The following is a 24,127-nucleotide window of genomic DNA, read 5'->3' on the forward strand; positions in this document are numbered from 1 at the left end:
AACAGATAAAAGTAGTGCTATTAGGGATTTCAACATTAATACTATGGATATCTGTTATATAACAAATGCTACATATCAATTTTGCTTTTGGAAAATTCTCTGAATTTCCACAGGGGGGATTGTTGAAATTTAGTCAAAAACAAAAGCAAAGAAAGGGGTATTTTCATGGGGATGAAAATGAAGGAGAAGTTAATGGCTTTACCTGGTCAACACCATTTAACGAATTATGAAGAAGTGGCAGAATCTCATAATTGGGCAGATACGGAAAAGGCATTTAGTTGGAGCGAAACAGGTTTAGTGAATATGGCATATGAGGCTATTGATCGCCATACAGAAACACATCGCAAAAATAAGGTGGCATTGTATTTTAATGATGGTAAACGGAAAGAGGCATATTCATTTAATGAAATGAAAAGGTTAACAAACAAAGCAGCAAATGTTTTTAAAGCGACTACTAATCTGCAGAAAGGTGATCGTTTATTTATTTTTATGCCTCGTTCACCTGAGCTCTATTTTTCATTATTAGGTGCGTTGAAAATGGGGGTTATTGTTGGACCATTGTTTGAAGCTTTTATGGAAGGTGCTGTGTATGATCGACTTGCTGATAGTGAGGCGAAAGTATTAGTCACGACACCTGCTTTACTTGAACGTGTACCTTTAGCTAAATTACCTAAATTGGAGCATATCTTTTTAGTAGGGGAGGGCGTTGAGGAAACAGATAAAATCCTGGACTTTACTAAACATTTAAAAGAAGCTTCAGCTCATTTTGATATAGAGTGGGTAGACAGAGAAGATGGGATGATTCTTCACTATACCTCTGGATCAACAGGTGCTCCAAAGGGTGTATTGCATGTTCATAATGCTATGATTCAGCAATATCAATCGACACAATGGGTACTTGATTTACGTGAAGATGATATTTATTGGTGTACAGCTGATCCTGGATGGGTTACAGGAACAGCCTATGGCATCTTTGGTCCGTGGTTAAACGGTGTAACAATGCTAATCGTCGGAGGGAGATTTTCACCACAAGCATGGTATCAGGCTATTGAAGATTATAGTGTGACAGTGTGGTATAGTGCGCCAACAGCATTCCGTATGCTGATGGGTGCAGGTAGTGGCTTGCTTGAAAGCTATGATCTAACATCTTTACGCCATGTGCTGTCTGTTGGTGAGCCTTTGAATCCAGAAGTTATTCGCTGGGGAGTAGAGGAACTAGGTCATCGTATACATGATACATGGTGGATGACAGAGACTGGAGCGCATATGATTTGTAATTATCCATCGATGGATATTAAGCCAGGTTCAATGGGGAAACCTCTTCCTGGTATTCATGCGACGATTGTAGATGATGCAGGCAATGAGGTTCCACCATTTACAATGGGGAATCTAGCTATTCGTCGTGGTTGGCCTGCCATGATGCGCCAAATTTGGGGCAATCCAGAGCGCTATGAATCTTATTTCCTAAAAGGAGAATGGTACGTTTCTGGAGATTCAGCCTATATGGATGATGAGGGTTACTTCTGGTTCCAGGGGCGTGTGGATGATGTTATTATGACGGCTGGTGAACGTGTAGGACCTTTTGAAGTAGAAAGTAAGCTACTTGAGCATCCAGATGTAATTGAAGCAGGTGTTATCGGCAAACCAGATCCAGTGCGAGGTGAAATCATTAAAGCCTTTGTATCCTTACGAGAAGGGGTAGAACCTTCTGATGCATTAATTGAAGATATACGTGATTTTGTTAAAAAAGGTTTATCTGCACATGCAGCACCACGTGAAATAGAATTTAAAGATAAATTGCCAAAAACACGTAGTGGTAAAATTATGCGTCGCGTTTTGAAAGCTTGGGAATTGAATTTACCGACTGGTGATTTATCAACCATGGAAGATTAATTAATTATCTAAAACATCAATTGATATTTATACAACATGTGCATAAAAAGAAGGCAAGGATTCATTCGATGGGCGAAAGGATTCTTGCCTTCTTTTTTCTGGATTTACAATAGTATAGAGGTGAGAGTAAGTGAAATATTATCTATTTCAAAAAAACAATGAATTAAATAAAAATTCAGTTGACTTAATAAATATGCAGACGTATACTATTTTTAACTTATTTCAGAGGTGAGTGCAGTGAAAGTAGGTATTGTTGGAGCAACTGGATATGGCGGTCTAGAACTTATTCGATTTTTACATAATCATCCAGCTGTGGAACGAATTGATTTATTTACTTCTTCAGAAGAGGGTGTCCAATTTTCTTCCAAATTTGGCCATCTTGTTAGGATAGCTGATACACCGTTACAAAAGATTGCGTATGACACTTTAGAAAAATTCGATGTTATTTTTACGAGTACACCATCTGGGGTGACAAGTGAGCTATTACCGCCTTTGGTTGGGAAAGGACCAAAGCTAATCGATTTATCTGGTGATTTTCGGTTAAAAGATCTAGCAAGCTATGAAACCTGGTATGGCAAAAAAGCTGCACCGTTCCATAGTGTTCAACAAAGTGTATATGGTTTAACAGAATGGAATGAAGAGCTTATACGTCAAGCAACACTTGTTGCTAATCCGGGTTGCTACCCAACAGCAGTTTTATTATCCTTACTACCACTTGTAAAAGAACGTTTAATTGATCCTAGTTTTCTAGTTATTGATGCAAAGAGTGGTATTTCAGGAGCAGGCAATAAGCCCTCACAAACTACCCATTTTAGTGAGACAAATGAGAATTTTTCAATCTATAAAGTAAATACACATCAACATATTCCCGAAATTGAACAGGCACTTTCCATGTTTGCTCAAGCAGATACAAAGGTTACTTTTAATACGCATCTGGTTCCAATGACCAGGGGAATTTTGGCGACATCCTATGCACCAGTAATGCAGGGAATTACAGAGTCGCAATTGATCACTTGCTTACAGGCAACCTATGAGAATCATCCATTTGTTCGAATCGTTACAGATGCATCTAGTTTAGGGACAAATCGTGTCAAGGGATCAAATTATTGTGACATTCTAGTGAAAGTAGATTCCCGTACAAATCGCGCCACAATTGTTAGTGTAATTGATAACCTTGTCAAAGGAGCAGCGGGGCAAGCAATCCAAAATATGAATGTGCAATTTGACTTACCACAAACGACAGGGCTAGATGTCGTACCATTCTTTATTTAACAGCATGCAGGAAACTGTATGCTTCTCTTATTTATTAATCTAAGGAGGAATTTCGGATGACAGTTACCACTTCAACGAATGTAATGAAAAAATTATCAAGTAAAAATATTGTTTCACCAAAAGGCTTTAAGGCAGCCGGATTACACTGTGGTTTAAAACATAAGAAAAAAGATTTAGCCCTTTTAGTAAGTGAAGTCCCAGCAAGTGTTGCAGGTGTTTTTACTACAAACGCTGTGCAAGCAGCACCATTAAAAGTCACGAAGGAAGTTGTTTATGCAACTAAGAAAATGCAAGCGATGATCGTCAATTCAGGCAATGCGAATGCTTGTACAGGTAAACAAGGTGTAAAAGATGCCCAAACAATGCAAGCGCTAGCTGCTGAAAAATTAGGGATTGCACCAAATTTGGTGGGAGTTTGCTCGACGGGTGTTATTGGAGAAATGATGAAATTAGAGCCAGTAGCAAACGGTATTCTACAGTTAGAGCCAAAGGACAATTTAGAAAGTGCGATTGACTTTGCACAGGCTATTTTGACAACAGATACTGTCATGAAAAACACAAGCTATAGTACAACTGTGGATGGCAAGGAAGTTATTATTGCAGGTGTAGCAAAAGGTTCAGGTATGATCGAACCTAATATGGCAACAATGCTAGGCTTTATTACAACAGATGCCAACATTGAATCTGAGGTGTTGCAAGCAGCATTAACAACTATTACTAATTTAACATTTAATGCTATTACAGTTGATGGGGATACGTCTACTAATGACACAGTGGTAATATTGGCTAATGGCTTGGCAGGGAATGATTCATTAACACCAGAGCATCCAGATTGGCAAAATTTCTTTTACACTTTGCAAACAGTAGCGGAAGATTTAGCAAAAATGATTGCCAAAGATGGTGAAGGAGCAACGAAGCTTATCGAAGTAGAAGTTGTTGGTGCAATTTCAGACGAGGAGGCACGTAAAATTGCAAAAACAGTCGTTGGTTCACCACTTGTAAAGACTGCTGTTTTCGGCTGTGATGCTAACTGGGGGCGTATTATTGCAGCAGTAGGGTATAGTGGCGCAACAGTTGATCCAGATAAAATTACCATCCAAATCGGTGGTGCTACTATGGTAGAAAACGGTGAACCAATTCCCTTTTCTGAGAATGAGTTAATTCAAATATTAAAAATGCATGAAGTAAAAATCTATGTGTCTCTTGGTGTGGGTGATGGTAAGGGGCATGCTTGGGGATGTGACTTAACATATGACTATGTCCAAATCAATGCATCATACCGCTCATAAACGTGTGGTCATTAAGCTTGGGGGCAGTACACTGGAAGGTTTAAATGATACTTTCTTTGATAATTTTAAAAGATTACAAGAGAGTGGGGTAGAGCTGATTATTACCCACGGAGGTGGGCCAGCCATAAATCGAGAACTAGCTGCTCAAGGCATACAATCACATACATTAAATGGAATACGCGTCACGAATGATTCTGCAATTAAAGTTGTCCAATCCACTCTAATAGGACAAGTAAACACTGCATTAGTTCATGAGTTAACAACGGCTGGTATAACAGCCATCGGATTAAATGGCTTTGATGGACAGTTGATGGTCGTAGACTTTTTAGATCAAGAGGCTTATGGCTATGTCGGAGCTATTAAAAATATCAATACATCCTTATTGGAAGCTTTAATGGGTGTAGGGATTGTACCTGTTATTGCCTGCGTAGGTACGACCGAAGCAGGTCAGGCTCTTAATATTAATGGCGATACGGTAGCAAGTGAAATTGCTTTAGCCATCGGAGCAGATAGCTTACTACTCGTGACAGATGTGAGTGGTATCCGTATTGAAGATGAATATCAAGCAATAGCTACACCTAGTCTTATAGATCAATGGACAGAGCAGGGCCATATTTATGGTGGAATGATTCCGAAAGTGCAGGGAGCGATTGACTGTTTACGGGCAGGGATTCCTTCTGTACAAATCGTAGGCGCAACTTTAATTGGTACAACAATTGTAGCCACAAGTGAACTTCTTTCTTCCTAGTGTTCTAAATAGGATAGCTTGAGAAGTATAGTTGTTGAAAGAAACTATTTTAAATATAGTGGAGATGATAACATGAGTGTTTTATTTGAGAATTACGGCAAGCGTCGTGCACAAATTGTTAAAGGTCAGGGGACAATTGTTGAGGATTCAACAGGGAAGCAATACTTGGATTTTACTAGTGGCATTGCTGTAGTGAGTCTTGGTCATGCCCATCCAGCCGTTGTACAGGCACTTCAAGAGCAAAGCCAAAAGCTATGGCATATTTCAAATCTTTTTGAAATACCAGGTCAGGAAAAGGTGGCAGAAAAATTAATTGCTAATACACACTTTTCACATGCCTTTTTTTGTAATAGCGGCGCTGAGGCTAATGAAGCGGCCATTAAATTAGCTCGTAAGCATACAGGCAAACATCATATTATTACATTTGAAAAATCATTCCACGGTCGTACTTTTGGAGCAATGTCTGCAACAGGTCAAGGCAAAGTACATAATGGCTTTGGACCACTCGTAGAAAAATTTTCGATTTTGCCATTTAATGATGCTGCTACACTTGAAGCAACCGTTGATGATTCAGTTGCAGCTATAATGCTAGAAATGATTCAGGGAGAGGGTGGCGTCAATAGTGTATCAGCAGAATTTGCCGCAGCTATTGCAAAAGTCTGTGAGGAGCAAGGTGTACTACTAATTGTTGATGAAGTGCAAACGGGCATTGGACGAACAGGAACACGCTATGCATTTGAACAAACGGTATTAAAGCCACATATCGTAACTTTGGCAAAAGGCTTAGGTGGTGGTTTCCCTGTTGGTGCAATGCTCGGAACTGCTGAGCTTCATGCTACATTTAGTCCAGGAACACATGGTACAACATTCGGTGGAAACCCTCTTGCGATGAATGTGGCACAAGCTGTTTTAAATCATGTGTTTGAGCCGGATTTTTTACAGCAGGTACGAGAAATATCTGCCTATTTTGTGGCACAACTAAGGGCTCATTTACCTTCTAGCTATACGGTTCAAGGTCAGGGTCTCTTGTTAGGGATTGGCTGTGGGGACACGGAAGTTGCGCCTTATATCGCGGCAGCGGAAGAAAGTGGTCTTTTATTAGTAGGGGCAGGGCCAACAGTTATTCGTCTTTTGCCTCCATTAACGGTCACAAAGGAAGAGATTGACAAAGCAGTAGCTATTTTAAAGAACATATTACCGTGAAAATACACTTTCGTTCAGCAGAAAGTGAGGCATTAGCGGCAAAAATGACTAGACATTAGGATGAACAAAGAATCTGCTAGATATGAGCAGATTCTTTGCGCTATAAATGCTATTGTAGTTGTTTTACTAATGTTGTCACTAATTTTGGTAACCAATCTTCAAGCTGACTAAACGTAAATCCTGCCTTCTCAGCCTTAGCATTGGACATATACCAATCAGCAGGCACTCCATAAGGAGACTGTGATTCCTCATCACCACCAATGAGGGAAATTTTTGCGCGCTGACCACTTGCTTCTTCAATTAGAGCAATTAGATCTTTGAGAGATATGGCCCCTGATGCGGTAGCGTTGTATGGTCCCTCAATAGGAGTAACACCCGCAAAGTATAAAAATTCAGCAGCTTCCTCATCTGTAATATAACTCATCTTTGCATCAATGTTCGGTAAAGTAATCGGCTGATTCTGTAAAATATGTTCAACGTGAAAATGTAAACGTCGAGTATAATCATCTTCGCCCATCACAATTGGGAAACGTACAGCTACGACTGGGAATGAAGCTTCTTTGAATAAGACTGCCTCCGCTTGTCGTTTTCCTTCTCCATAAGAAAATTCCTCTTGATGTCCCATACGAATTTGATACTGGTATGGATCAAAGTCTTCTTCCTTTTTCATCTTACCATCTACCTCATATGTTGAAAGAGTAGAAGTAAAGACGAGCTTTTTCGTTTTTCCCTTTAATATCTCGCAAATCGCTTGTGCCTCGTTGGGCGAATAGCAAATATTATCATAGACAATGTCCCATGTTGTATTGGCTAGTGCCTGCTCTAAAGCATCACGATCATTACGATTTACTACTAATTGCTTAACATGTGTACCAAAGGGATTGCCACTTTGACCACGTGTTAAAATCGTTACATTATGTCCATTTTGAATACAAAGATCAACTAGCTTTTTTCCAAAAAAACGTGTGCCTCCTAAAATCAATATGTTCATATATTTTCACCCCTTCAAAATAGTAGTCCTCTTAATAATGACAAAAAAACAGACTTACTACAATTCATAAGGAATATGCAGTAAGTCTGTTTAATTGATTATCTAATACAAATGCTTTTGCTAAGGCAAAATGGATTAGCGCCTTGACGTTTCAGTTGGAGTAGTGGTATTACCATTGTCTCCTCCGTTTGTGCCATCTCCGGGGTTATCAGTTCCATCGCCATTGCTTCCATCGCCATCCCCGTTATTGGAGCCATTGCCATTGTTACCAGAACCATCCCCGTTATTGGAGCCATTGCCGTTATTACCAGACCCGTTCCCGTTATTGGAGCCATTGCCGTTACTACCCGAACCATTACCATTGCCATTAGTAGGTGGCGTTGTAGGTGGTATTGGTTCTTGGTCGTTTTCCTCAGGGTCAGGTTCATTTTCACTACCGCCAGTAGACACAACATTGGAGTGCGGTGATGTTAAACCTGTAATATCTACAGCGACCACTACATAAGCTTGTCCACTAGCAACCGTAATGCTTTGTGTTGACTCTAGTACGGACGTTACAAGTGTATTACCGCCATTCGTAACGTTGTAGATACGATAACCAACAACATCATTCGATGACTCTGACCATGATAATGTAGAGCCATTTACTGAAGCTGAAACAGCTGCTGGAGGGCTACCATCCGCTGGGAAATCAACTGCTGATACAGATGAATTCGACAATGTAGAATTCTTTGGTAACAGACTAGCAGGATTCCCGCCAAGTCTACCTAACATTCGTTTAATAAAGTCTTGATTAATGCCTGCGCCACCTGCTTTTACAAACTCTGCTGGTGTATTTGGCAACGCATTATAAGTTTTTCCTTTAATCGTCACAACACTTGAAGAGGCTAAGCTATCATCAGGTTGTGATGGTAAAAATACTTTCGCATTAAATAAATCTGAGCGTACAAGACCTGCGCTAGCACAAGCTGCAGAAGGGGCCATGCCGGAAATGCCACAGAATGACGCAGTCACAACATTTTTAGGCGCCTTAAAACTTGTTGGTGGGTCGATTAGCTGAGGATCCGCATCGTAAACGGCATTCATTAAAGTACCCCATAGCTTATTCACCCGAACGCTTGGCTGTAAATAGGTGTTGTTAAATGCATAAAGTGTACGAGGTTGATCGTAACCCATCCAAACACCAAGAGATACATTAGGGTTATAACCAACTAACCAAACATCTTTATATTCTTGAGAAGTCCCTGTTTTTGCAGCGAAATCAGAAGAGAATTTTAATGTATTTCGTGCCATTGTCCCTGTTCCTTTAGTGAGAACATCACGTAACATATCTGTCACGATATAAGATGTTTCAGGGCTAAATACTTGAACAGGTTCTACTTCATGTTGGTAAACAATATTTCCTTCTTGGTCTTCAATTCGATCAATCATATAAGCGTCAATGAATTGGCCACCATTTGCAAAGGTAGCAAAGGCATTTGTATTTTCTTCAACAGTAGTTCCTTCGCTTAAAGCACCGATCCCAGTTGCTAGGTTAGTAAAATCATCAGGATGTAATTTTGAGAATCCCATTTTTACTAATAAATCTGCAGGGCGTCTACTAATAATATCATTATATAAACGTAGTGCTGAAATGTTTTGAGAATCTGCTAAAGCTTCACGTGCTGGGATAAGACCTCGCTCATCACTCGTAATATAGTTACTTGGACTCCAAGAACCGATTGAGAATTTCACGTCAACTAAGGGGCTACCCGCACCGATTACGCCATACTCAATGGCAGGTCCATAAACAAGTAATGGTTTCATTGTAGAACCGTTAGAACGATAAGCTTGTGTTGCATGGTTTACTTGAGTGGTTTTAAAGTCTCGACCTCCGACAAAGCTTAAAATGCGACCTGTCGTATTTTCTATTAAAATACTACCTACTTGTACTGGCATCTCAATATCAATTTCTTCACCAGTAACAGGGTCTTTCCCTTTACCAGTATACGTATGACCATAATACTGGAAGTCTTTTGCTGCTTTTTGCATCGCATCATACATATCTTTATTAATGGTTGAATAAATACGATAGCCTTTTGAACGAACATCACGATCTGCTAAAATTGTATATTTATCCTTTAATTTTTTTTCTGACTTTAAGCGCTCTGGGTCAACCCCATCATCTTTTGCTAGTTTTTCAGCAATAATATCTTTTGCACGAGCTTCAAGCTCATAAGTCAACCAAGGATAACGATCTTCCGCGCGCATTTCTGGTCCACGGAAATCGGCAGCAATATTATAGTTTAACGCTTCATTATACTGTGCATCATCAATATAACCAGCTTCTTTCATACGATAAAGTACTGTTTTCATACGATCAATACCAGGTTTCAAAGCTTCTTCACTTTTCAGTTCACCTGTATTTGTAAATGGTGTATAAGCAAATGGTGCCTGTGGTATACCAGCTATGTACGCAGCTTGAGGAAGAGACAATTCTTTTGCTTTTACGCCAAAAATTCCTTCCGCAGCTGTTTCAACACCTGCAATATTTCGTCCTGAAGAGTTACGACCATAGGGAATGATATTTAAATAAGCCTCTAATATTTCTTCCTTCGTCATAAAATGTTCTAAACGCATCGCCAGTAAAATTTCCTTAGCTTTACGCTCGTATGATACTTCATTAGTTAGTACTTGGTTTTTAATAAGTTGCTGGGTAAGTGTAGAACCACCTGTCTGCGTTGCAGAGTTTGTGACATCTTGTAATAACCCACGAATAACCGCTTTAGGAACAATTCCGTTATGCTCTCGGAAATATTCATCTTCTGTTGCCAGAACAGCATTCACGACCTCTGGTGCAACATTGCTAAGCGAAGTTTCACGTCGATCTAAATCTGTTCTTAATTTCCCAATATAAATCTCGTTGGCAAAATAAATCTCACTGGTTTCTTCATAGCTAAAAATCTGATCCCTTAACTCTTGTTTTGAGCGTAACGGTTCTTCTTTTACAAGAGAAGCAAAATAACCAGCACCAACTGAACCGACAAATACAGTGCCAACCAATGCAAAGACTAAAAATAGTAAAAATAAGTTCCAGGTAACACTACCTGAAATACGTAATTTCTTCATCCATTTTTGTTCAAGTAATTCATCGATCTTTGCATTGATTTTTTCAATCCAATCTTTCAATGTATCGACCTCCTAAAATCTTGTCTATTATAGCACATATTGTTTTAGCACGAACATAGTTATTGACTTTGAAAAAGAATCGTATAGAATTATGTTTATAGTTTTCTGGTGATGAAGAGTTTGCAGTAGTGTCTATATTCCCTGTTTAGAGAGCCAGTGGTTGGTGAAAGCTGGTCATAATGTAGAGACGAATTACGTGCTTGGAGCTTAGACGTGCGCGCCTGCGATAAAGGCGGCTGAATGAAGTGGAAGGTGGATGACATCTTCAAGCTGGGTGGTACCGCGTTAGTTTGTAACTTAACGTCCCTGCATGCAATTGTTTGCGTGTAGGGACTTTTTTTATTTAAACATGTCCATGCACGTAACGAATTTAACCATTTTAGGAGGAATGAACATGACAAACGAATTATTACAAGATTTAGAATGGCGTGGTTTGCTATACCAACAAACAGATGCTGATGGCATGGCAAAATTATTAGAAGAACAATCCGTATCTTTATACTGTGGGGTAGATCCAACAGCTGACTCCATGCATATTGGACATATTGTTCCATTGTTAACACTTCGTCGATTCCAAAAAGCGGGCCACCGTCCAATTTTACTTGTTGGTGGTGCGACAGGGATGATCGGTGACCCATCTGGCCGTTCAGAAGAGCGCCAATTACAAACAGTAGAGCAGATCGATAAAAACGTTCAAGGAATCCGTCGTCAATTAGAACGTATTTTCGAATTTGCGGAAGATGGCAATGGTGCTCAGCTTGTGAACAATCGTGACTGGATTGGTAATATCAATACAATTGAATTTTTACGTGATTATGGGAAACTAATTAACGTAAACTACATGTTAGCAAAGGATACGATTGCTTCTCGTCTTGACACAGGAATCTCATTTACAGAGTTTGCCTATACGTTAATTCAAGGTATTGATTACAATCATTTATACAATCACTACAATTGCCGTATTCAAGTAGGTGGCTCTGACCAATGGGGTAATATTACAACCGGGTTAGAGGTTATTCGTAAAACACACGAGGAAGAAACGAAAGCCTTTGGAATTACGATTCCATTAGTAACAAAGGCAGATGGCACGAAGTTTGGTAAAACAGCAGGTGGTGCTGTTTGGCTAGATGGTAAGAAAACCTCTCCATATGAGTTCTACCAATTCTGGATCAATGCAGCTGATGCAGATGTCATAAAATACTTAAAAATCTTTACGTTCCTATCTCGTGAAGAAATTGAAGCTTTAGCCGTTTCTGTAGAGGAGGAGCCACATTTACGTAAGGCACAAAAGGCGCTAGCTGAAGAAATGACTCGTTTAATACATGGTCAAGAGGCATTAGAGCAAGCCATCCGTATTACAGCTGCTTTGTTCTCAGGAGATCTAAAAGCACTTTCAGCTGAAGAAATGAAGGACGCTTTTAAAGATGTTCCTTCTATTGAAATGACTAAAGATGATAAAAACATTGTGGATCTACTTGTGGAGGCTGGCATTTCCTCTTCCAAACGTCAAGCACGTGAAGATGTATCAAATGGTGCTATTAGTGTAAACGGTGAAAAGGTAACAGATTTAGAATATGTAGTCGATGCGAAGGATCGTTTAGAGGATGCATTTAGTATTGTCCGTCGAGGTAAGAAAAAATATCATATGGTGAAATTTATATAATTTCTATTTGCAAAACCACATCCAAAACACTGGATGTGGTTTTTTAATCATAAGAAACTTGGAGGTTTTATTTGTTCATATTCTTTAGGATGCAGTATTTTTGCAAGCTTTATAGCACCCTCAACAAGTCGTGGAGAAGGGCGACAATACAGCCATTCTTCCATTACATGAAGCTGTTCCGATTGAACGGCATGTAGCTCTTTGGCATATGGACGTTTTAATAAATTAGCAGGCTGGATACGCTCAAATGCGACACCAACCCAAGCCATCATGATATAGTCAGGCTGTCGTTTAACAACATCTGTCCAATCTGTTTGAACACTAGCAAGCTCAACATCTTGAAAAAGATTAATGCCACCAGCAAGAGCGCTAATTTCTGTTAGCCAATTTATTTTCCCAGGAGTGAAAATAGGGTTTGGCCACCATTCCCAATAAAGGGTAGGTTTCTTTGGAATTGTTCGTGCAATGGAATACATTTTTTCGATGGAATGCATGTACTCTTCAGCGATTGTCTTTGCTTGTTCCTCCACTTGACAAGCTTTCCCAAGTGTCAGAAGATCTTGCGCAATTTCTTCTAAGGAGTTTGCATTAAAAATAATATGAGGAATATTTCTTTCTTTTAGTGCCTCAATGTTTTTTTCCATACCCGGTACACTCAAGGAAGCCAGAACAAGATCAGGCTGTAATGCCTCTAATGCCTCCATGTTAATTGATAAATCAGGCCCAAGCTGTGGTAGATTTTTAACTGAGGCTGGCCAATCGGAATAATCATCTACTCCAACGAGCTGGTCTGTCAGCCCTAAATAGGCGACTAATTCTGTATTGCTAGGACAAATTGAAATTAAACGCATATTGTTTTCTCCTATTCTTTTTAAGAAAAGTATAGCGAGAGTTCCCACGATAGACAATGTGTGTGTATCGAGCCCATAAAAAAGTGGAGAAAACATTTGTTTTCTCCACCCTTTGTATAGGCTTATAGGAAACCGTCGATTAAGAAAGGGCAACTGCCTCGAGTGACTCTTCTTTTTTCACAATAGGACCCATTGCATTTGTGATGATTTGTTTGATATCCTCTAGTGTTGCTTTACGAGGGTTCGTCTCAGCACACACATCTAACAATGCATTTTTTGCTAAGATCTCGATATCCTCATCTTTTGCCCCTAATTCACGGAAGCCACTAGGGATATTTAAATCTTGAGATAACTTCTCAATAGCTGTAATAGCCTTTTCAGCGGCATCGCGCTTACTTAAACCTTCTACATTTTCTCCTAATAATTCAGCGATACGAGCAAAGCGCTCTGTACGTGCTGTGACATTAAATCGACAAACATGTGGCAATAAAATAGCGTTGCACACGCCATGTGGTAGGTTATAGAAACCACCCAATTGATGAGCAATTGCATGAACATAACCAAGTGATGCATTATTAAAGGCCATTCCCGCTAAAAATTGTGCATATACCATTTGTTCACGGGCTTCTATATCAGCTCCATTTGCATAGGCACGTGGTAGATATTCAGGGATTAGTTGAAGTACCTTTTCAGCACATGCGTCCGTGATTGGTGTAGCATTCGTAGAAACGAATGATTCAATAGCATGTGTTAATGCATCAACCCCAGTAGCCGCCGTAAGAGCAGGAGGTAAACCAATCATTAATTCAGGATCGTTTATAGAAAGTAACGGTGTCACATGCTTATCAACAATGGCCATTTTTACTTTGCGTGCTGTATCCGTGATAATAGTGAAACGAGTCATTTCACTGGCAGTACCAGCAGTTGTATTAATTGCAATTAATGGCACAAGTGGATTTTGTGATTTATCAACGCCTTCATAATCATGAATACGTCCACCATTCGAAGCAATAAGTCCGATACCTTTTGCTGCATCGTGTGCGCTGCCTCCTCCAAGAGAAACAATAGAATCGCAGTTTTCCGCATGATACACGGAAATGCCATCTTCAATGTTTTGATCTGTTGGATTTGGTTCTGCTTTCGGGAAAATTGCTACATCAATTCCAGCAGCTGTAATGATGTTAGCAATTTGTTCTGAGAGACCTAATTTGTGTAGACCCTCATCTGTTACGATTAATGTCTTTTTCACTTCTAAATCATTTAAGCGTTTACCAACTTCTTGAATTGCTCCAGGTCCAAATAAGTTTGTTTTCGGCATAACAAATTGCTTTAGAACGTCTGACATATTTCCAACCCCTTTTAAAAAATTATTATTGCTTGAATGATGGTGAACCACCTTTCGCAATTCATCGTATTCTATTTTTTGTGAAAGTTCAACTCATATTTTTGTTAAAATATTCCCTTTTTACCAAGTTATTATTTTACAAAAAAGATGAACCTTTTTATTGATGGCTGTACGATTGGATTGCCTAGGAATATTGATTTTAATACACTTTTTAAATGTTTTTTTATAAAAGTAAAATATATTTTTTAGGAATTGGTTCTAAAATCAAGCTGGAATACATAGTAAATAACTGATATTTTATATTGATTATAATGATAGTGTTTAAGTTGTTTTTCCCTATGCAATTACTATTTTAATGTACATAAAATTGTCATTATTTAGATGAATTAATGGTTATTTTTTGAGCTTTGAAAGTTGTAGTCAATGCAAGTAGTAAATAAAGAACAATTGTATAGAGGAATAATCCACATATATATAATTGCTGTTGTATTTGTGTGAATAGGGGGATTTCCACTATGAGCGTTGATATGGTATTCCTGTTGTTTAAAGCCAAACCAAATACCTGTTAATAGGAGAATCCATAATATAACCGCAAATAGCGTCTTTTTATGGAAAATGAGCCGCATTAGATTTTCTCTGAAAAGCGTTGAAAAAGTGCAGGGATGTTCAAAAGGATTATTCCTATCAAATGGAACAATGAAAAATGTTATTAGTCCACTTAAATTAAGATCAGCATAACTAATTCATCAAGCTTCATATTATCCTCCTCTTACTTTGAATATTTCCTACATTTGACTTATTCCAAACAGAAAAGTTCCATTAGCTTCTTAAAAAATTTTACGTTTAGTAGGTATTTTTGCAGGGATTTTTAAATATTCATTTATGAGTATGGGATTGCTTTTTCATTATTTCGACTCAAAGGAAAAACTTTATGAAGAGCTTATTCGAATAGGCTGTGAACGACTTAAAATGGATTTTCACTTTACTGATGAATCACCATTGGACACGTTTAAGGTAGTTGTTGAGGAGTTATTTAATATGATTTGTACAAATCCATCTGCTGCAAAAATGTTTGTATTGATGGAAAATGCCCAGCATCTTGAACATTTGTCAGAGGATTTAAAAGAAATGCTTGCTGAAGCAGACAAATTAATAAAAAGGAGTATCCCTTTAATTGAAAAGGGACAATTGCTAGGTGAAATCAGGCAAGGGAATCCAGAAGCCCTTGCAGTGTCATTTTGGTGTTCTATACAAGGAATTGCTCAATATATTGCGCTACATCCAGAAACACCTTGTCCTAATATTATGTGGATTCTTTCGATACTTGAAAACAAGGAGGTTAATTGAAGATGAAAACATCCCGGAGAAACATAATGATCTTTATTGTTGTTGTGTTACTGTGTGGTTGGTTTGGTGTGTTAGTGGATAAATTGATTCCAGAGCAGCCTCAGGGAGATACTCTTGGTATGGGAATTTGGCTCATATCTCCGCTGCTTGCAACCATCCTGTTACGTTCCTTCGCAGGAGATGGTTGGCGGGATATAGGTTTATTGCCTAATTTTAAGGGCAATTTAAAATGGTATGTCATTGCACTTTTCATTTATCCAGCAGTCACAACTTTAGTACTTTTAATTAGCTATGTTTTCAACTGGATGGACTTTTCAGCCTTTAATCTAAGCACTGTATTATCTGTGTTTTTTAGTGGATTACTTATTCAATTCGTTAAAAACTTTTTCGAGGAATCCGTATGGAGAGGTTATCTGACAAGTAAGCTTTCAAATTTAAAGTTGGATGATTTTTGGCTCTATCTAATTGTTGGTGGTGTTTGGGGTACATGGCATATCCCGTACTTTCTTGTGTTTTTATCAGAGAGTGATATCATCAGTGTACTTCCTGTCAATAGATGGCTATTTACAATAATAGGTATCGTCACGATGATTTGCTGGACAGTGATGTACACAGAAATTTACTTAATGACAAGGAGTATATGGCCGCTTGTCCTTATGCATATGACTGAGGATGCACTTGTTAATCCACTTATTCTCGATGGCTATATCAAACTTGCTCAGGGAAAAGAATTTCTCGTTTCCCCATCTGCAGGGATTTTAACTACTTGTCTATATCTCGTAGTTGGATGGTTATTGCGGGTGAAACGGAAAAAAATGAGGAGCGGGTATGGAGTAAAATCTACGGTAATAGGTAATGATTAATTTTCAAAACAGTAATTAATTAAATCACTTATAATACACATTGATGTTGTGATGAGCAAAAAACTAAATAAGCAATAAAAGCCCAAAATAAATTTTTGAACTGCATCTCGAAAGTTTTACATCTAAGATGCAGTTCAAAGGTAAAAGTTGGTTATAATGGTACAGTTCAAGATACAGCACCACTTGCGATTACTACACTTAGTGTAGAATTAGTTGAGTAATTTCTAAAAATAATAGTTGTATATAGTGTTGCTCTTTGAATAAAAGGACCACTCCTGATGGATGGGGAAAGAGGGAATGAATTGAAAACACCATACCATCTATTGAAACTCAACAACGTATGCATGCTTTCTTTATGAAAACGTATGCTCCACGTATCTATAAAAACAACTAGAAGAAGAGCAAAAACGTAAAGAAATGGAATCTCAAAACAAGATACGAATAAAGAAAAGTAATAAAAATTAACACTTGCTACGGCAGGTGTTTTTTGGGGGAGGCAAAATAAAAAAGGAATAGGATATTATTCCTAACCTACTTGAACATCTTTACAAATATGCCCACCAAAAACATTAATAATTAGCCCCAAATATAATAATTAATACATGATTGAGCATGGTTGATAAAAAGCAAAAACCCTAGAGAGCCTTGATATAAAAGGCATTCTAGGGTTTTCTAAACTACTCTTTGCAGAGCAATTTAATTAACGAGAGTAGAACTCTACGATGAATGCTTCGTTGATTTCAGCTGATAATTCAGAACGCTCTGGAAGGCGAGTGAATGTACCTTCTTTTTTGTCAGCATCGAATGTTAAGTAGTCAGGTACGAAGTTGTTTACTTCAATTGCTTCTACTACTACAGCAAGGTTTTGAGATTTTTCACGAAGAGAAATCGTTTGACCTGGTTTTACGCTGTATGATGGGATATCAACGCGTTTGCCATCTACTAAGATGTGACCATGGTTAACTAATTGACGAGCTCCACGACGAGTACGAGCTAAACCTAAACGGTAAACTAAGTTGTCAAGGCGAGTTTCAAGAAGGATCATGAAGTTTTCACCGTGAACACCTTTCATTTTACCAGCGCGGTTAAATAGAGTACGGAATTGACGTTCGTTCATACCATACATATGACGAAGTTTTTGTTTTTCTTGAAGTTGTAAACCGTATTCTGATAATTTTTTACGTTGGTTTGGACCGTGTTGTCCTGGTGCGTAAGGACGTTTTTCGATTTCTTTACCTGTACCGCTTAGTGAGATACCAAGACGACGTGATAATTTCCAAGATGGACCTGTATAACGAGACATATTGTTGTCTCCTCCTTTAAATTTGGTTTTTTTGTTGTAAAACAAAAACCAGTAGTACCCGTTCTTACACGCATTTTATTTTCATGTACTTTCGCCTATGCAGCCGTTAGGTTACACAATACACCATCTAATTTTCATTACTGATCATCTAAGTAGTTGTACATCAGAAAATAGAGGAATAAAATACAATCATAAGCTTATACCACTGCTGCGTTTATTTTACACAACCTCCATTGTAACTGCTTAGGACAAGGACGTCAATTATTAGCTAGTAAAAAAATATAAAAGAACATAGTAGGAAATTCCTCACTACCTATTTTAAATAATATGGAAATAGTTAATGATACGCTGTGTTATGTAAATTGTAAAAGTAAGGGATAATTACATAGTCAAAATGACACAAATTATGTATAATATATTATAAGTTAATAGTAATTGATTTGGACGTTATATAGAAAAGGTGATTTCATGACAGACCATTTACAAACGCTAAAATATATAAAATCTGATGTTTTGAGCTTTTGGGTGAGTTCTTATGAAGAACAAACTAGTTTTAATGGGTATTTTTGTTCATTGAAACAGTTTCTAAAGAAGCGCTTGAAAATTGATAATGCTGCTTTTCTTAGTTTTGAAGGTAATTCTTTAATCCCAATCGAAGAAATGGCTTCATTAACAATAGAAACAAAGCTAAATGCTGTGTCATGGCTGATGATCGAAGCTAGTTTTTATCAACAAAAAGTAGTGAAAATTCCTTATATTTTGAAAGCAAGACAGGCCTATTCAATGATGACAGATATGGTGCTTTTCCAAGCAGAGGGCAAAAATCCCATTGGTATATTACTTGTGGAGGCAACAGAGTCTTGGACAGACTTTATGACCTCGGAGTATGGTGAAGAGTGTATAGAAATACTTTCAAAGGTTCTTCAAATGATTAGAGACAATTTAGATGTCAAAATAAATGAAGACCAATATAGAAAACTATATAACATGACTGATTTGTTTCATTCAACAATGGATATTGATTTAATTTTAGAAAATGTATTAAAAAATATACGGGATAATTTTCCAGAGTTTAATGTGGAGCTTATTTTATCGAATGATCAAGATCGACACACGACCATCGATATTAAGCTTTTTGATTATTTATCAGAAAGACCTGCTACAATTGAAGCCTTTGTATCAGGAGAGTTAACGACAGAGTTAGCGAGCGATTTAAATTGTCGGTTGTTAAATGCACCGATTAAGGGCAGGCAAGCTATTTATGGCATCTTGCAAGTAAGTGCTCCCACCACTTATCTTTTTTCAACAACCGAAAAAGATTTTGTACGGATGCTGGCACAAGCTTCAGGAAATGCACTTGAAAATGCAAAATTATATCATCAATCGCATCGCCTCGTAAGTGACTTACAACTCATCAATGAAACTTCGCATCGTTTAAATATGCGAATTGACATTCATGAAATGTTACTTTTCCTACAAAAGCAGTTACTGAAATCCTTTCAGCCAATGGAAGTATGTTTCGCATTTAAAAAACACGAGACATTTGAAATAACAGGTGCAAGTACCTCCTTGTTCCATTCAGAAAACGGTCAAAGTTATATAAAACATGTTGAACAACACTTTGCTCAAACGAATGATCCACTATTTGTTGCCGATTTCAGCCGTCTAACTCCTAATCAAATTGAGTATCGCTCTATTATGGCGATTCCTATACTTATGGAGGAAAAGATTAATGGTTTTAGTATCGTCTTACATAAAGAGCCATATTTCTTTTCATTCGATAGTTTCAAATTAATGCAATCTTTAATTCACCATTCATCGTTAGCCATTGCAAACTCAATTTTACGAACACAGCTTCAGGAAATGGTCGATTTGGATCATTTAACGAAACTGTATGCCCGCAGTTACCTCGATCAGTTTGTAGAAAAATCACTTGAATATGATCAATCGGGTATGTTCTTGTTAATTGATATTGATAATTTTAAACGCATTAATGATACGTATGGTCACCAAGTTGGAGATAAAATTCTTGTTCAGATTGCGGTTCAATTAAAAGAGACTATTGGAAGCCGGGGGATTTGTGCAAGATGGGGTGGAGAAGAAATGTCTGTCTATGTCCCCAACATCGATGAAAAAGAAGCTTTGGAATTAGCATCAACCATTGTGGAAGTCATCCCAAATGCCACAGATCCACAAGTAACCATTTCTGCGGGTCTTATAACATGGGATGAGCGAGATCGACCAGCATTCCAATCTGTGTTTTTACATGCAGATACAGCGTTGTATGAAGCAAAAAACAGCGGGAAAAATCGCTTTTGTACTCACAATGGATCGTTCCAAACGAATTCATAGGATTGATAAAGCAAAACGTAAATGGTTGTTTAAATAAATTGCCCTGAAATGACAATATAAAACATTTCAGGGCAATTTTTAATATTGTATTATAAATGATTAAGGAGTGTTTTAACAAAAGCCTCTAGGCCATTACGATCTTGCTCTGAAAATCGATTCACGATAGGGCTATCGATATCTAACACACCAATAATTTCACCTTGCTTTATTAGCGGTATAACAATTTCAGACTGCGATGCAGCATCACAGGCAATATGCCCTGGAAAATCATGTACATCTTTTACAACAACGGTTTCTCTTGTTGCCACAGCTGTACCACAAACACCACGCCCAATAGGAATTCTAACACAGGCAGGAAGACCCTGGAATGGCCCTAACACAAGTTCATTATCCTGCAAGAGATAAAAACCAACCCAGTTAATGTTCGTTAAAAATTGATTTAACAGGGCAGAGGCATTACTTAAATTGGCGATTTGGTTGGTTTCACCAGTTAATAGTGCATCCAATTGTTTTGATAATGTCAGATATTGGTCAGCAATTGATCCTTCGTAATTAATTTGTGTAAACATATTAAGCACCTCGTTTAAAAGTTATTTATATTGGTAATATAACATTATAGTGTTGATGTAAATCTTCTGTGCAATGTGCATCTGAACCAAATACATATGGTAGTTTAATAGTTTGACTATAATTGATAAGAGCAAATGGTGGATAAGGCTCCTGACAATATTGTTTACTTAAACCAGCACTATTTAAATCTAATTCATAGCCCGCGAATTTCATGCTGTCTAATACTTCTTTGATACGTGGGGTGTCATTGATTTTTTCGTTGTGCGCTAGTTGGAATTTATGAATAAGTGATGGGTGCCCAATCCGTTTTGGTTTGTATGGACCAAGATCTGCTCTAATCGATTGTAGGACAGTATCATAATATAAATCATATACCTGTTCAACAGAGCCAACTTTTTTAGAAAAATCAATAAAGCATTCAGAAGAAAAGTCGATACATACAAAGGTATCTTGCCATTTTAAAAAATGGACTGATAAAATAGCGTCATCTAAAAGATGTCCATAGGTATCAAGGAATTGACGAGTTTCTTGTTCGTAGCCTTGGATGTAGTCAACTTCTAGTCCGATGCGGATACGAATATCTTGTGCATACTGTTGTTGCAGATGTTGCAATTCTTCAATGTAAGACATGAGATCATCAGGATTCATGCCACTATCTTGTTGCGGGGTTGGATCGACAAAACTTTTGGGCAATGGGGCGTGTTCTGTAAATGTTATATCTGTGAAATGTTGAGAAATTGCTTTTTCAATATATTGCTTGAATGAGTCCGTAGTGCCATGTGGACAAAAAGGACTATGTATATGCCCATCACGTTTCATAATTTACCACTCCTTTAGCTCTATAGATACGCTATTTAAATATTTCACAATAGCGAAAATACAGTTTTCTGAAAAACACTTAAATTTTAGTACAAAAGGCGAAAACATAGTATATAATAAATACAACTAGCCAATTCGTTTATTGTAGAATAGGAGGCTTACGATGGAGTATATCATCATTCCGATTATCCTACTATTAATTTTAGCCATAGTAGGATTTATGATGCGAAGAAAACATGTTGCAATTATTGCAAAACTAGAAAATGAAAAATTACAAATACAACATAATCCTATAAATGAAGAAATTTCAAAAGTAAAATCTTTAAACATGAACGGTGAAACGGAAGAAATGTTTGAACGATGGCGCAATACTTGGGATGAAGTCATCGACGTACATATGACTAAAATCGATTCTCTCCTATTTGATGCTGAGGATCAAATTAATCGACTTCGTTTTAAAAGGGCAACTTTAATAGAACGTGAAATTGAAGATTACATTGAGAAATGCGACCAAGATAAAAATAAAATTTTAGAAGAACTGAATGAATTAATTGGCAGCGAAGAAAAAAATCGAATTGAAATCGAACAATTAAAAGAATACTATCGCTCTGCAAGAAAGACATTGCTGGCTCATCAGCATTCATTCGGTGTAGCATTACCTGCATTAGAGAAGAAGCTAGAGACATTTGTTCAAAAATTTGAAGAGTTCGATGTCCTAACAAATGAAGGTAATTATTTGCAAGCGCGAGAAATTGTCATTAGCTTAAATCAAGAATCACAGCAGACATTCGAATATATTAATGATGTTCCAACCATCTTAACGGAAATTCAAGTAAAGCTACCAGGTGCGGTGCAGGAATTGCGTAATGGTCAGCGTGAAATGGAAGACCAATCTTACTATTTACAGCATTTAGAATTGACAGATGCACTGAATAAATATGAAAAAGAATTTGATGCATTAAAACTCGAACTTGCAGAGCTGAATTTAAAAGTTGTTAAACCTCGTGTCACAGAAATAAATGAAGAAATCGATCATTTTTATGATTTACTTGAAAAAGAGGTTATTGCTAAAAATTATGTAGATCAAAATTGTGACCGTTTATTAAGCTCTATTACCAATGTCATTTCTTCAACAAAATTAGTGAATGACGAGGCAACTTATGTACAGCAAAGTTATCATTTAAATGAAAAGGATGCCGAAATTCCAAAAGCCGCTTTAAAACAATTGGAAGCGCTGCAACGTCGCTATGATCTATTAGCTATGCGTGTCAGGGAAGAAAAATCGGCTTATTCTAGCTTACAGGAAGAGTTAATCGAAATTAGTGAAGAGCTTGAACGAATTCATGAAGAACAAGGTCATCTATCGAATACAATGAAGAAACTTCGAATAGACGAAAATAAAGCACGCGCTCAAGTCGAAAACTTAAAGAAAATATTACAGGATACTGACCGTTTATTGAACAAGGCAAATATTCCAGGAATTCCTGAGGAGATGGATGCACGACTCGATGAGGCAGCAGAGCACATCTATGTTGTCATGCAAAGCTTGCAAGAAGTACCACTTAATATGGGTACTGTTCATAATAATCTAAATGCAGCTACACTCTGTGTAGAGGATGTTAGAGTAAAGGCACATGAGTTAATCGAAAATGTGATGCTCATTGAGCGTATTATTCAATACGGTAATCGCCATCGCGCATCGAACCCAAAATTGAACGGACGTTTAAGAGAAGCAGAAGAGGCTTTCCATCAATTCCGTTATGCAAAGGCTTTAGAAGAAGCAGGTACAGCAGTGGAAGAAATGGAGCCGGGTGCCTTAAAGCGTATTCAAGAAATGGTTGCCGAAGATTTCATAGCAAAATAATTCAAAAAAATTTTTGAGCTGTCTAAAAAGTATAGCGATTACTTTTTAGACAGCTTTCTATTTATTGCTTAGATTAGGATGTGATTCAGTATGAAACTGTCGATCAAAAAAATGAATGAACATTTCGTAAGTGAAATTTTACAATGGCAATATGTAACACCTTACGATTTTTACAATAATGAATTATCGGGTGAAAATATACAAGAAATGCTTGATAATCCTTACTTTGCGATCTTTAATAATCATAGTGAATTAATTGGCTATTATTGTACAGGTAAAGCAGCCCAAGTGCCAAAAGGGAAAGGTGTTGGTGCGTATGAAGAATACTGTATAGATATTGGAATTGGGTTGAAGCCAAATCTAACGGGTCAAGGATTAGGAACGGCATTTTTTTCGTTTATTGTTCAAACAGTTCAGGAAGAACATCAGCTGCCATTACGTTTAACTGTTGCCCTATTTAATAAGAGAGCAATCCATCTTTATGAAAAATTTGGTTTTGTTAAAGCAATTGAATTTAGTACACCAACAGAGTTTGTCACGATGGTGAAAAAAATGTAGGATTCAATTAAAAATTAAATAATCGTTA

At 37.5% G+C, this 24,127-nt stretch carries 18 protein-coding genes and 1 other annotated feature; of the genes, 11 read left to right on the forward strand and 7 right to left on the reverse strand.

Translation table 11 applies throughout. The features are described from left to right. The first annotated feature begins 165 nt into the window (after positions 1 to 165). The 5 genes from acsA (at position 166) to EW028_RS14005 (ending at position 6,405) form a co-directional block, all read left to right on the forward strand. On the forward strand, positions 166 to 1,893 hold the full coding sequence (gene acsA, locus EW028_RS13985) for an acetate--CoA ligase (RefSeq protein WP_371824157.1): 1,728 nt from the start codon (positions 166 to 168) through the stop codon (positions 1,891 to 1,893). Between the two features lie 237 nt (positions 1,894 to 2,130). After that, positions 2,131 to 3,165: an N-acetyl-gamma-glutamyl-phosphate reductase gene (argC, locus tag EW028_RS13990; protein WP_193767384.1), complete on the forward strand. Its 1,035-nt coding sequence runs from the start codon at positions 2,131 to 2,133 to the stop codon at positions 3,163 to 3,165. Positions 3,166 to 3,221: 56 nt separating this feature from the next. Then, the gene (argJ, locus tag EW028_RS13995) at positions 3,222 to 4,454 is read left to right on the forward strand and encodes a bifunctional glutamate N-acetyltransferase/amino-acid acetyltransferase ArgJ (RefSeq protein ID WP_131521317.1); all 1,233 of its coding nucleotides are present in this window, start codon (positions 3,222 to 3,224) and stop codon (positions 4,452 to 4,454) included. After that, positions 4,417 to 5,202 carry an acetylglutamate kinase gene (argB, locus tag EW028_RS14000; protein WP_131521318.1) on the forward strand — a complete coding sequence of 262 codons (786 nt, stop codon included), beginning with the start codon at positions 4,417 to 4,419 and terminating at the stop codon, positions 5,200 to 5,202. Before argJ ends, argB begins: the two co-directional genes overlap by 38 nt. Before the next feature lie 72 nt (positions 5,203 to 5,274). After that, on the forward strand, positions 5,275 to 6,405 hold the full coding sequence (locus EW028_RS14005) for an acetylornithine transaminase (protein WP_131521319.1): 1,131 nt from the start codon (positions 5,275 to 5,277) through the stop codon (positions 6,403 to 6,405). A 109-nt stretch (positions 6,406 to 6,514) separates the two neighbouring features. Here the strand turns inward: EW028_RS14005 and EW028_RS14010 are convergent, their stop codons facing one another. After that, positions 6,515 to 7,396, reverse strand: coding sequence for an NAD-dependent epimerase/dehydratase family protein (locus EW028_RS14010; RefSeq protein WP_066037564.1), 882 nt, complete (start codon positions 7,394 to 7,396; stop codon positions 6,515 to 6,517). Between the two features lie 135 nt (positions 7,397 to 7,531). Beyond that, the gene (locus tag EW028_RS14015; protein ID WP_131521320.1) at positions 7,532 to 10,564 is read right to left on the reverse strand and encodes a transglycosylase domain-containing protein; all 3,033 of its coding nucleotides are present in this window, start codon (positions 10,562 to 10,564) and stop codon (positions 7,532 to 7,534) included. 102 nt (positions 10,565 to 10,666) lie between these two features. Then, positions 10,667 to 10,875 (forward strand) — a binding site (T-box leader). 83 nt (positions 10,876 to 10,958) lie between these two features. Here EW028_RS14015 and tyrS point away from each other — a divergent pair. Beyond that, entirely contained in the window at positions 10,959 to 12,227 is a 1,269-nt protein-coding gene (tyrS, locus tag EW028_RS14020) for a tyrosine--tRNA ligase (RefSeq protein WP_131521321.1), read from the forward strand. Positions 12,228 to 12,274: 47 nt separating this feature from the next. On the opposite strand, the gene EW028_RS14025 is transcribed toward tyrS, so the two are convergent. After that, positions 12,275 to 13,078 carry a cobalamin-binding protein gene (locus tag EW028_RS14025; protein WP_131521322.1) on the reverse strand — a complete coding sequence of 268 codons (804 nt, stop codon included), beginning with the start codon at positions 13,076 to 13,078 and terminating at the stop codon, positions 12,275 to 12,277. A gap of 139 nt (positions 13,079 to 13,217) precedes the next feature. Continuing rightward, positions 13,218 to 14,423, reverse strand: a complete 1,206-nt coding sequence (locus EW028_RS14030; protein WP_004226138.1) for an iron-containing alcohol dehydrogenase — start codon at positions 14,421 to 14,423, stop codon at positions 13,218 to 13,220. Positions 14,424 to 15,305: 882 nt separating this feature from the next. Here EW028_RS14030 and EW028_RS14035 point away from each other — a divergent pair. Both EW028_RS14035 and EW028_RS14040 read left to right on the forward strand, forming a co-directional pair. Continuing rightward, on the forward strand, positions 15,306 to 15,770 hold the full coding sequence (locus tag EW028_RS14035) for a TetR/AcrR family transcriptional regulator (RefSeq protein ID WP_193767385.1): 465 nt from the start codon (positions 15,306 to 15,308) through the stop codon (positions 15,768 to 15,770). Between the two features lie 2 nt (positions 15,771 to 15,772). Further along, complete coding sequence (locus tag EW028_RS14040) at positions 15,773 to 16,633, forward strand: CPBP family intramembrane glutamic endopeptidase (RefSeq protein WP_131521324.1); 861 nt, start codon at positions 15,773 to 15,775, stop codon at positions 16,631 to 16,633. A 700-nt stretch (positions 16,634 to 17,333) separates the two neighbouring features. Here EW028_RS14040 and rpsD read toward each other — a convergent pair. Further along, on the reverse strand, positions 17,334 to 17,936 hold the full coding sequence (rpsD, locus tag EW028_RS14045; protein ID WP_016991579.1) for a 30S ribosomal protein S4: 603 nt from the start codon (positions 17,934 to 17,936) through the stop codon (positions 17,334 to 17,336). A gap of 573 nt (positions 17,937 to 18,509) precedes the next feature. On the opposite strand from rpsD, the gene EW028_RS14050 reads away from it, so the two are divergent. Continuing rightward, positions 18,510 to 20,288 carry a GGDEF domain-containing protein gene (locus EW028_RS14050; protein WP_227744954.1) on the forward strand — a complete coding sequence of 593 codons (1,779 nt, stop codon included), beginning with the start codon at positions 18,510 to 18,512 and terminating at the stop codon, positions 20,286 to 20,288. Between the two features lie 89 nt (positions 20,289 to 20,377). On the opposite strand, the gene EW028_RS14055 is transcribed toward EW028_RS14050, so the two are convergent. Together EW028_RS14055 and hisJ are read right to left on the reverse strand one after the other, a co-directional pair. Then, positions 20,378 to 20,857 (reverse strand): GAF domain-containing protein, encoded by a 480-nt coding sequence (locus EW028_RS14055; protein ID WP_131521326.1) that lies wholly within the window; start codon positions 20,855 to 20,857, stop codon positions 20,378 to 20,380. 25 nt (positions 20,858 to 20,882) lie between these two features. Next, positions 20,883 to 21,677 (reverse strand): histidinol-phosphatase HisJ, encoded by a 795-nt coding sequence (gene hisJ, locus EW028_RS14060; RefSeq protein ID WP_131521327.1) that lies wholly within the window; start codon positions 21,675 to 21,677, stop codon positions 20,883 to 20,885. Positions 21,678 to 21,840: 163 nt separating this feature from the next. Here hisJ and ezrA point away from each other — a divergent pair, with 163 nt between their 5' ends. Together ezrA and EW028_RS14070 are read left to right on the forward strand one after the other, a co-directional pair. Continuing rightward, positions 21,841 to 23,541 carry a septation ring formation regulator EzrA gene (ezrA, locus tag EW028_RS14065; RefSeq protein WP_131521328.1) on the forward strand — a complete coding sequence of 567 codons (1,701 nt, stop codon included), beginning with the start codon at positions 21,841 to 21,843 and terminating at the stop codon, positions 23,539 to 23,541. 90 nt (positions 23,542 to 23,631) lie between these two features. Next, positions 23,632 to 24,099, forward strand: a complete 468-nt coding sequence (locus EW028_RS14070; RefSeq protein WP_131521329.1) for a GNAT family N-acetyltransferase — start codon at positions 23,632 to 23,634, stop codon at positions 24,097 to 24,099. Positions 24,100 to 24,127: the final 28 nt, after the last annotated feature.

It is taken from the genome of Lysinibacillus sp. OL1, from assembly GCF_004332175.1.
Taxonomy (GTDB): Bacteria; Bacillota; Bacilli; order Bacillales_A; family Planococcaceae; genus Lysinibacillus; species Lysinibacillus capsici.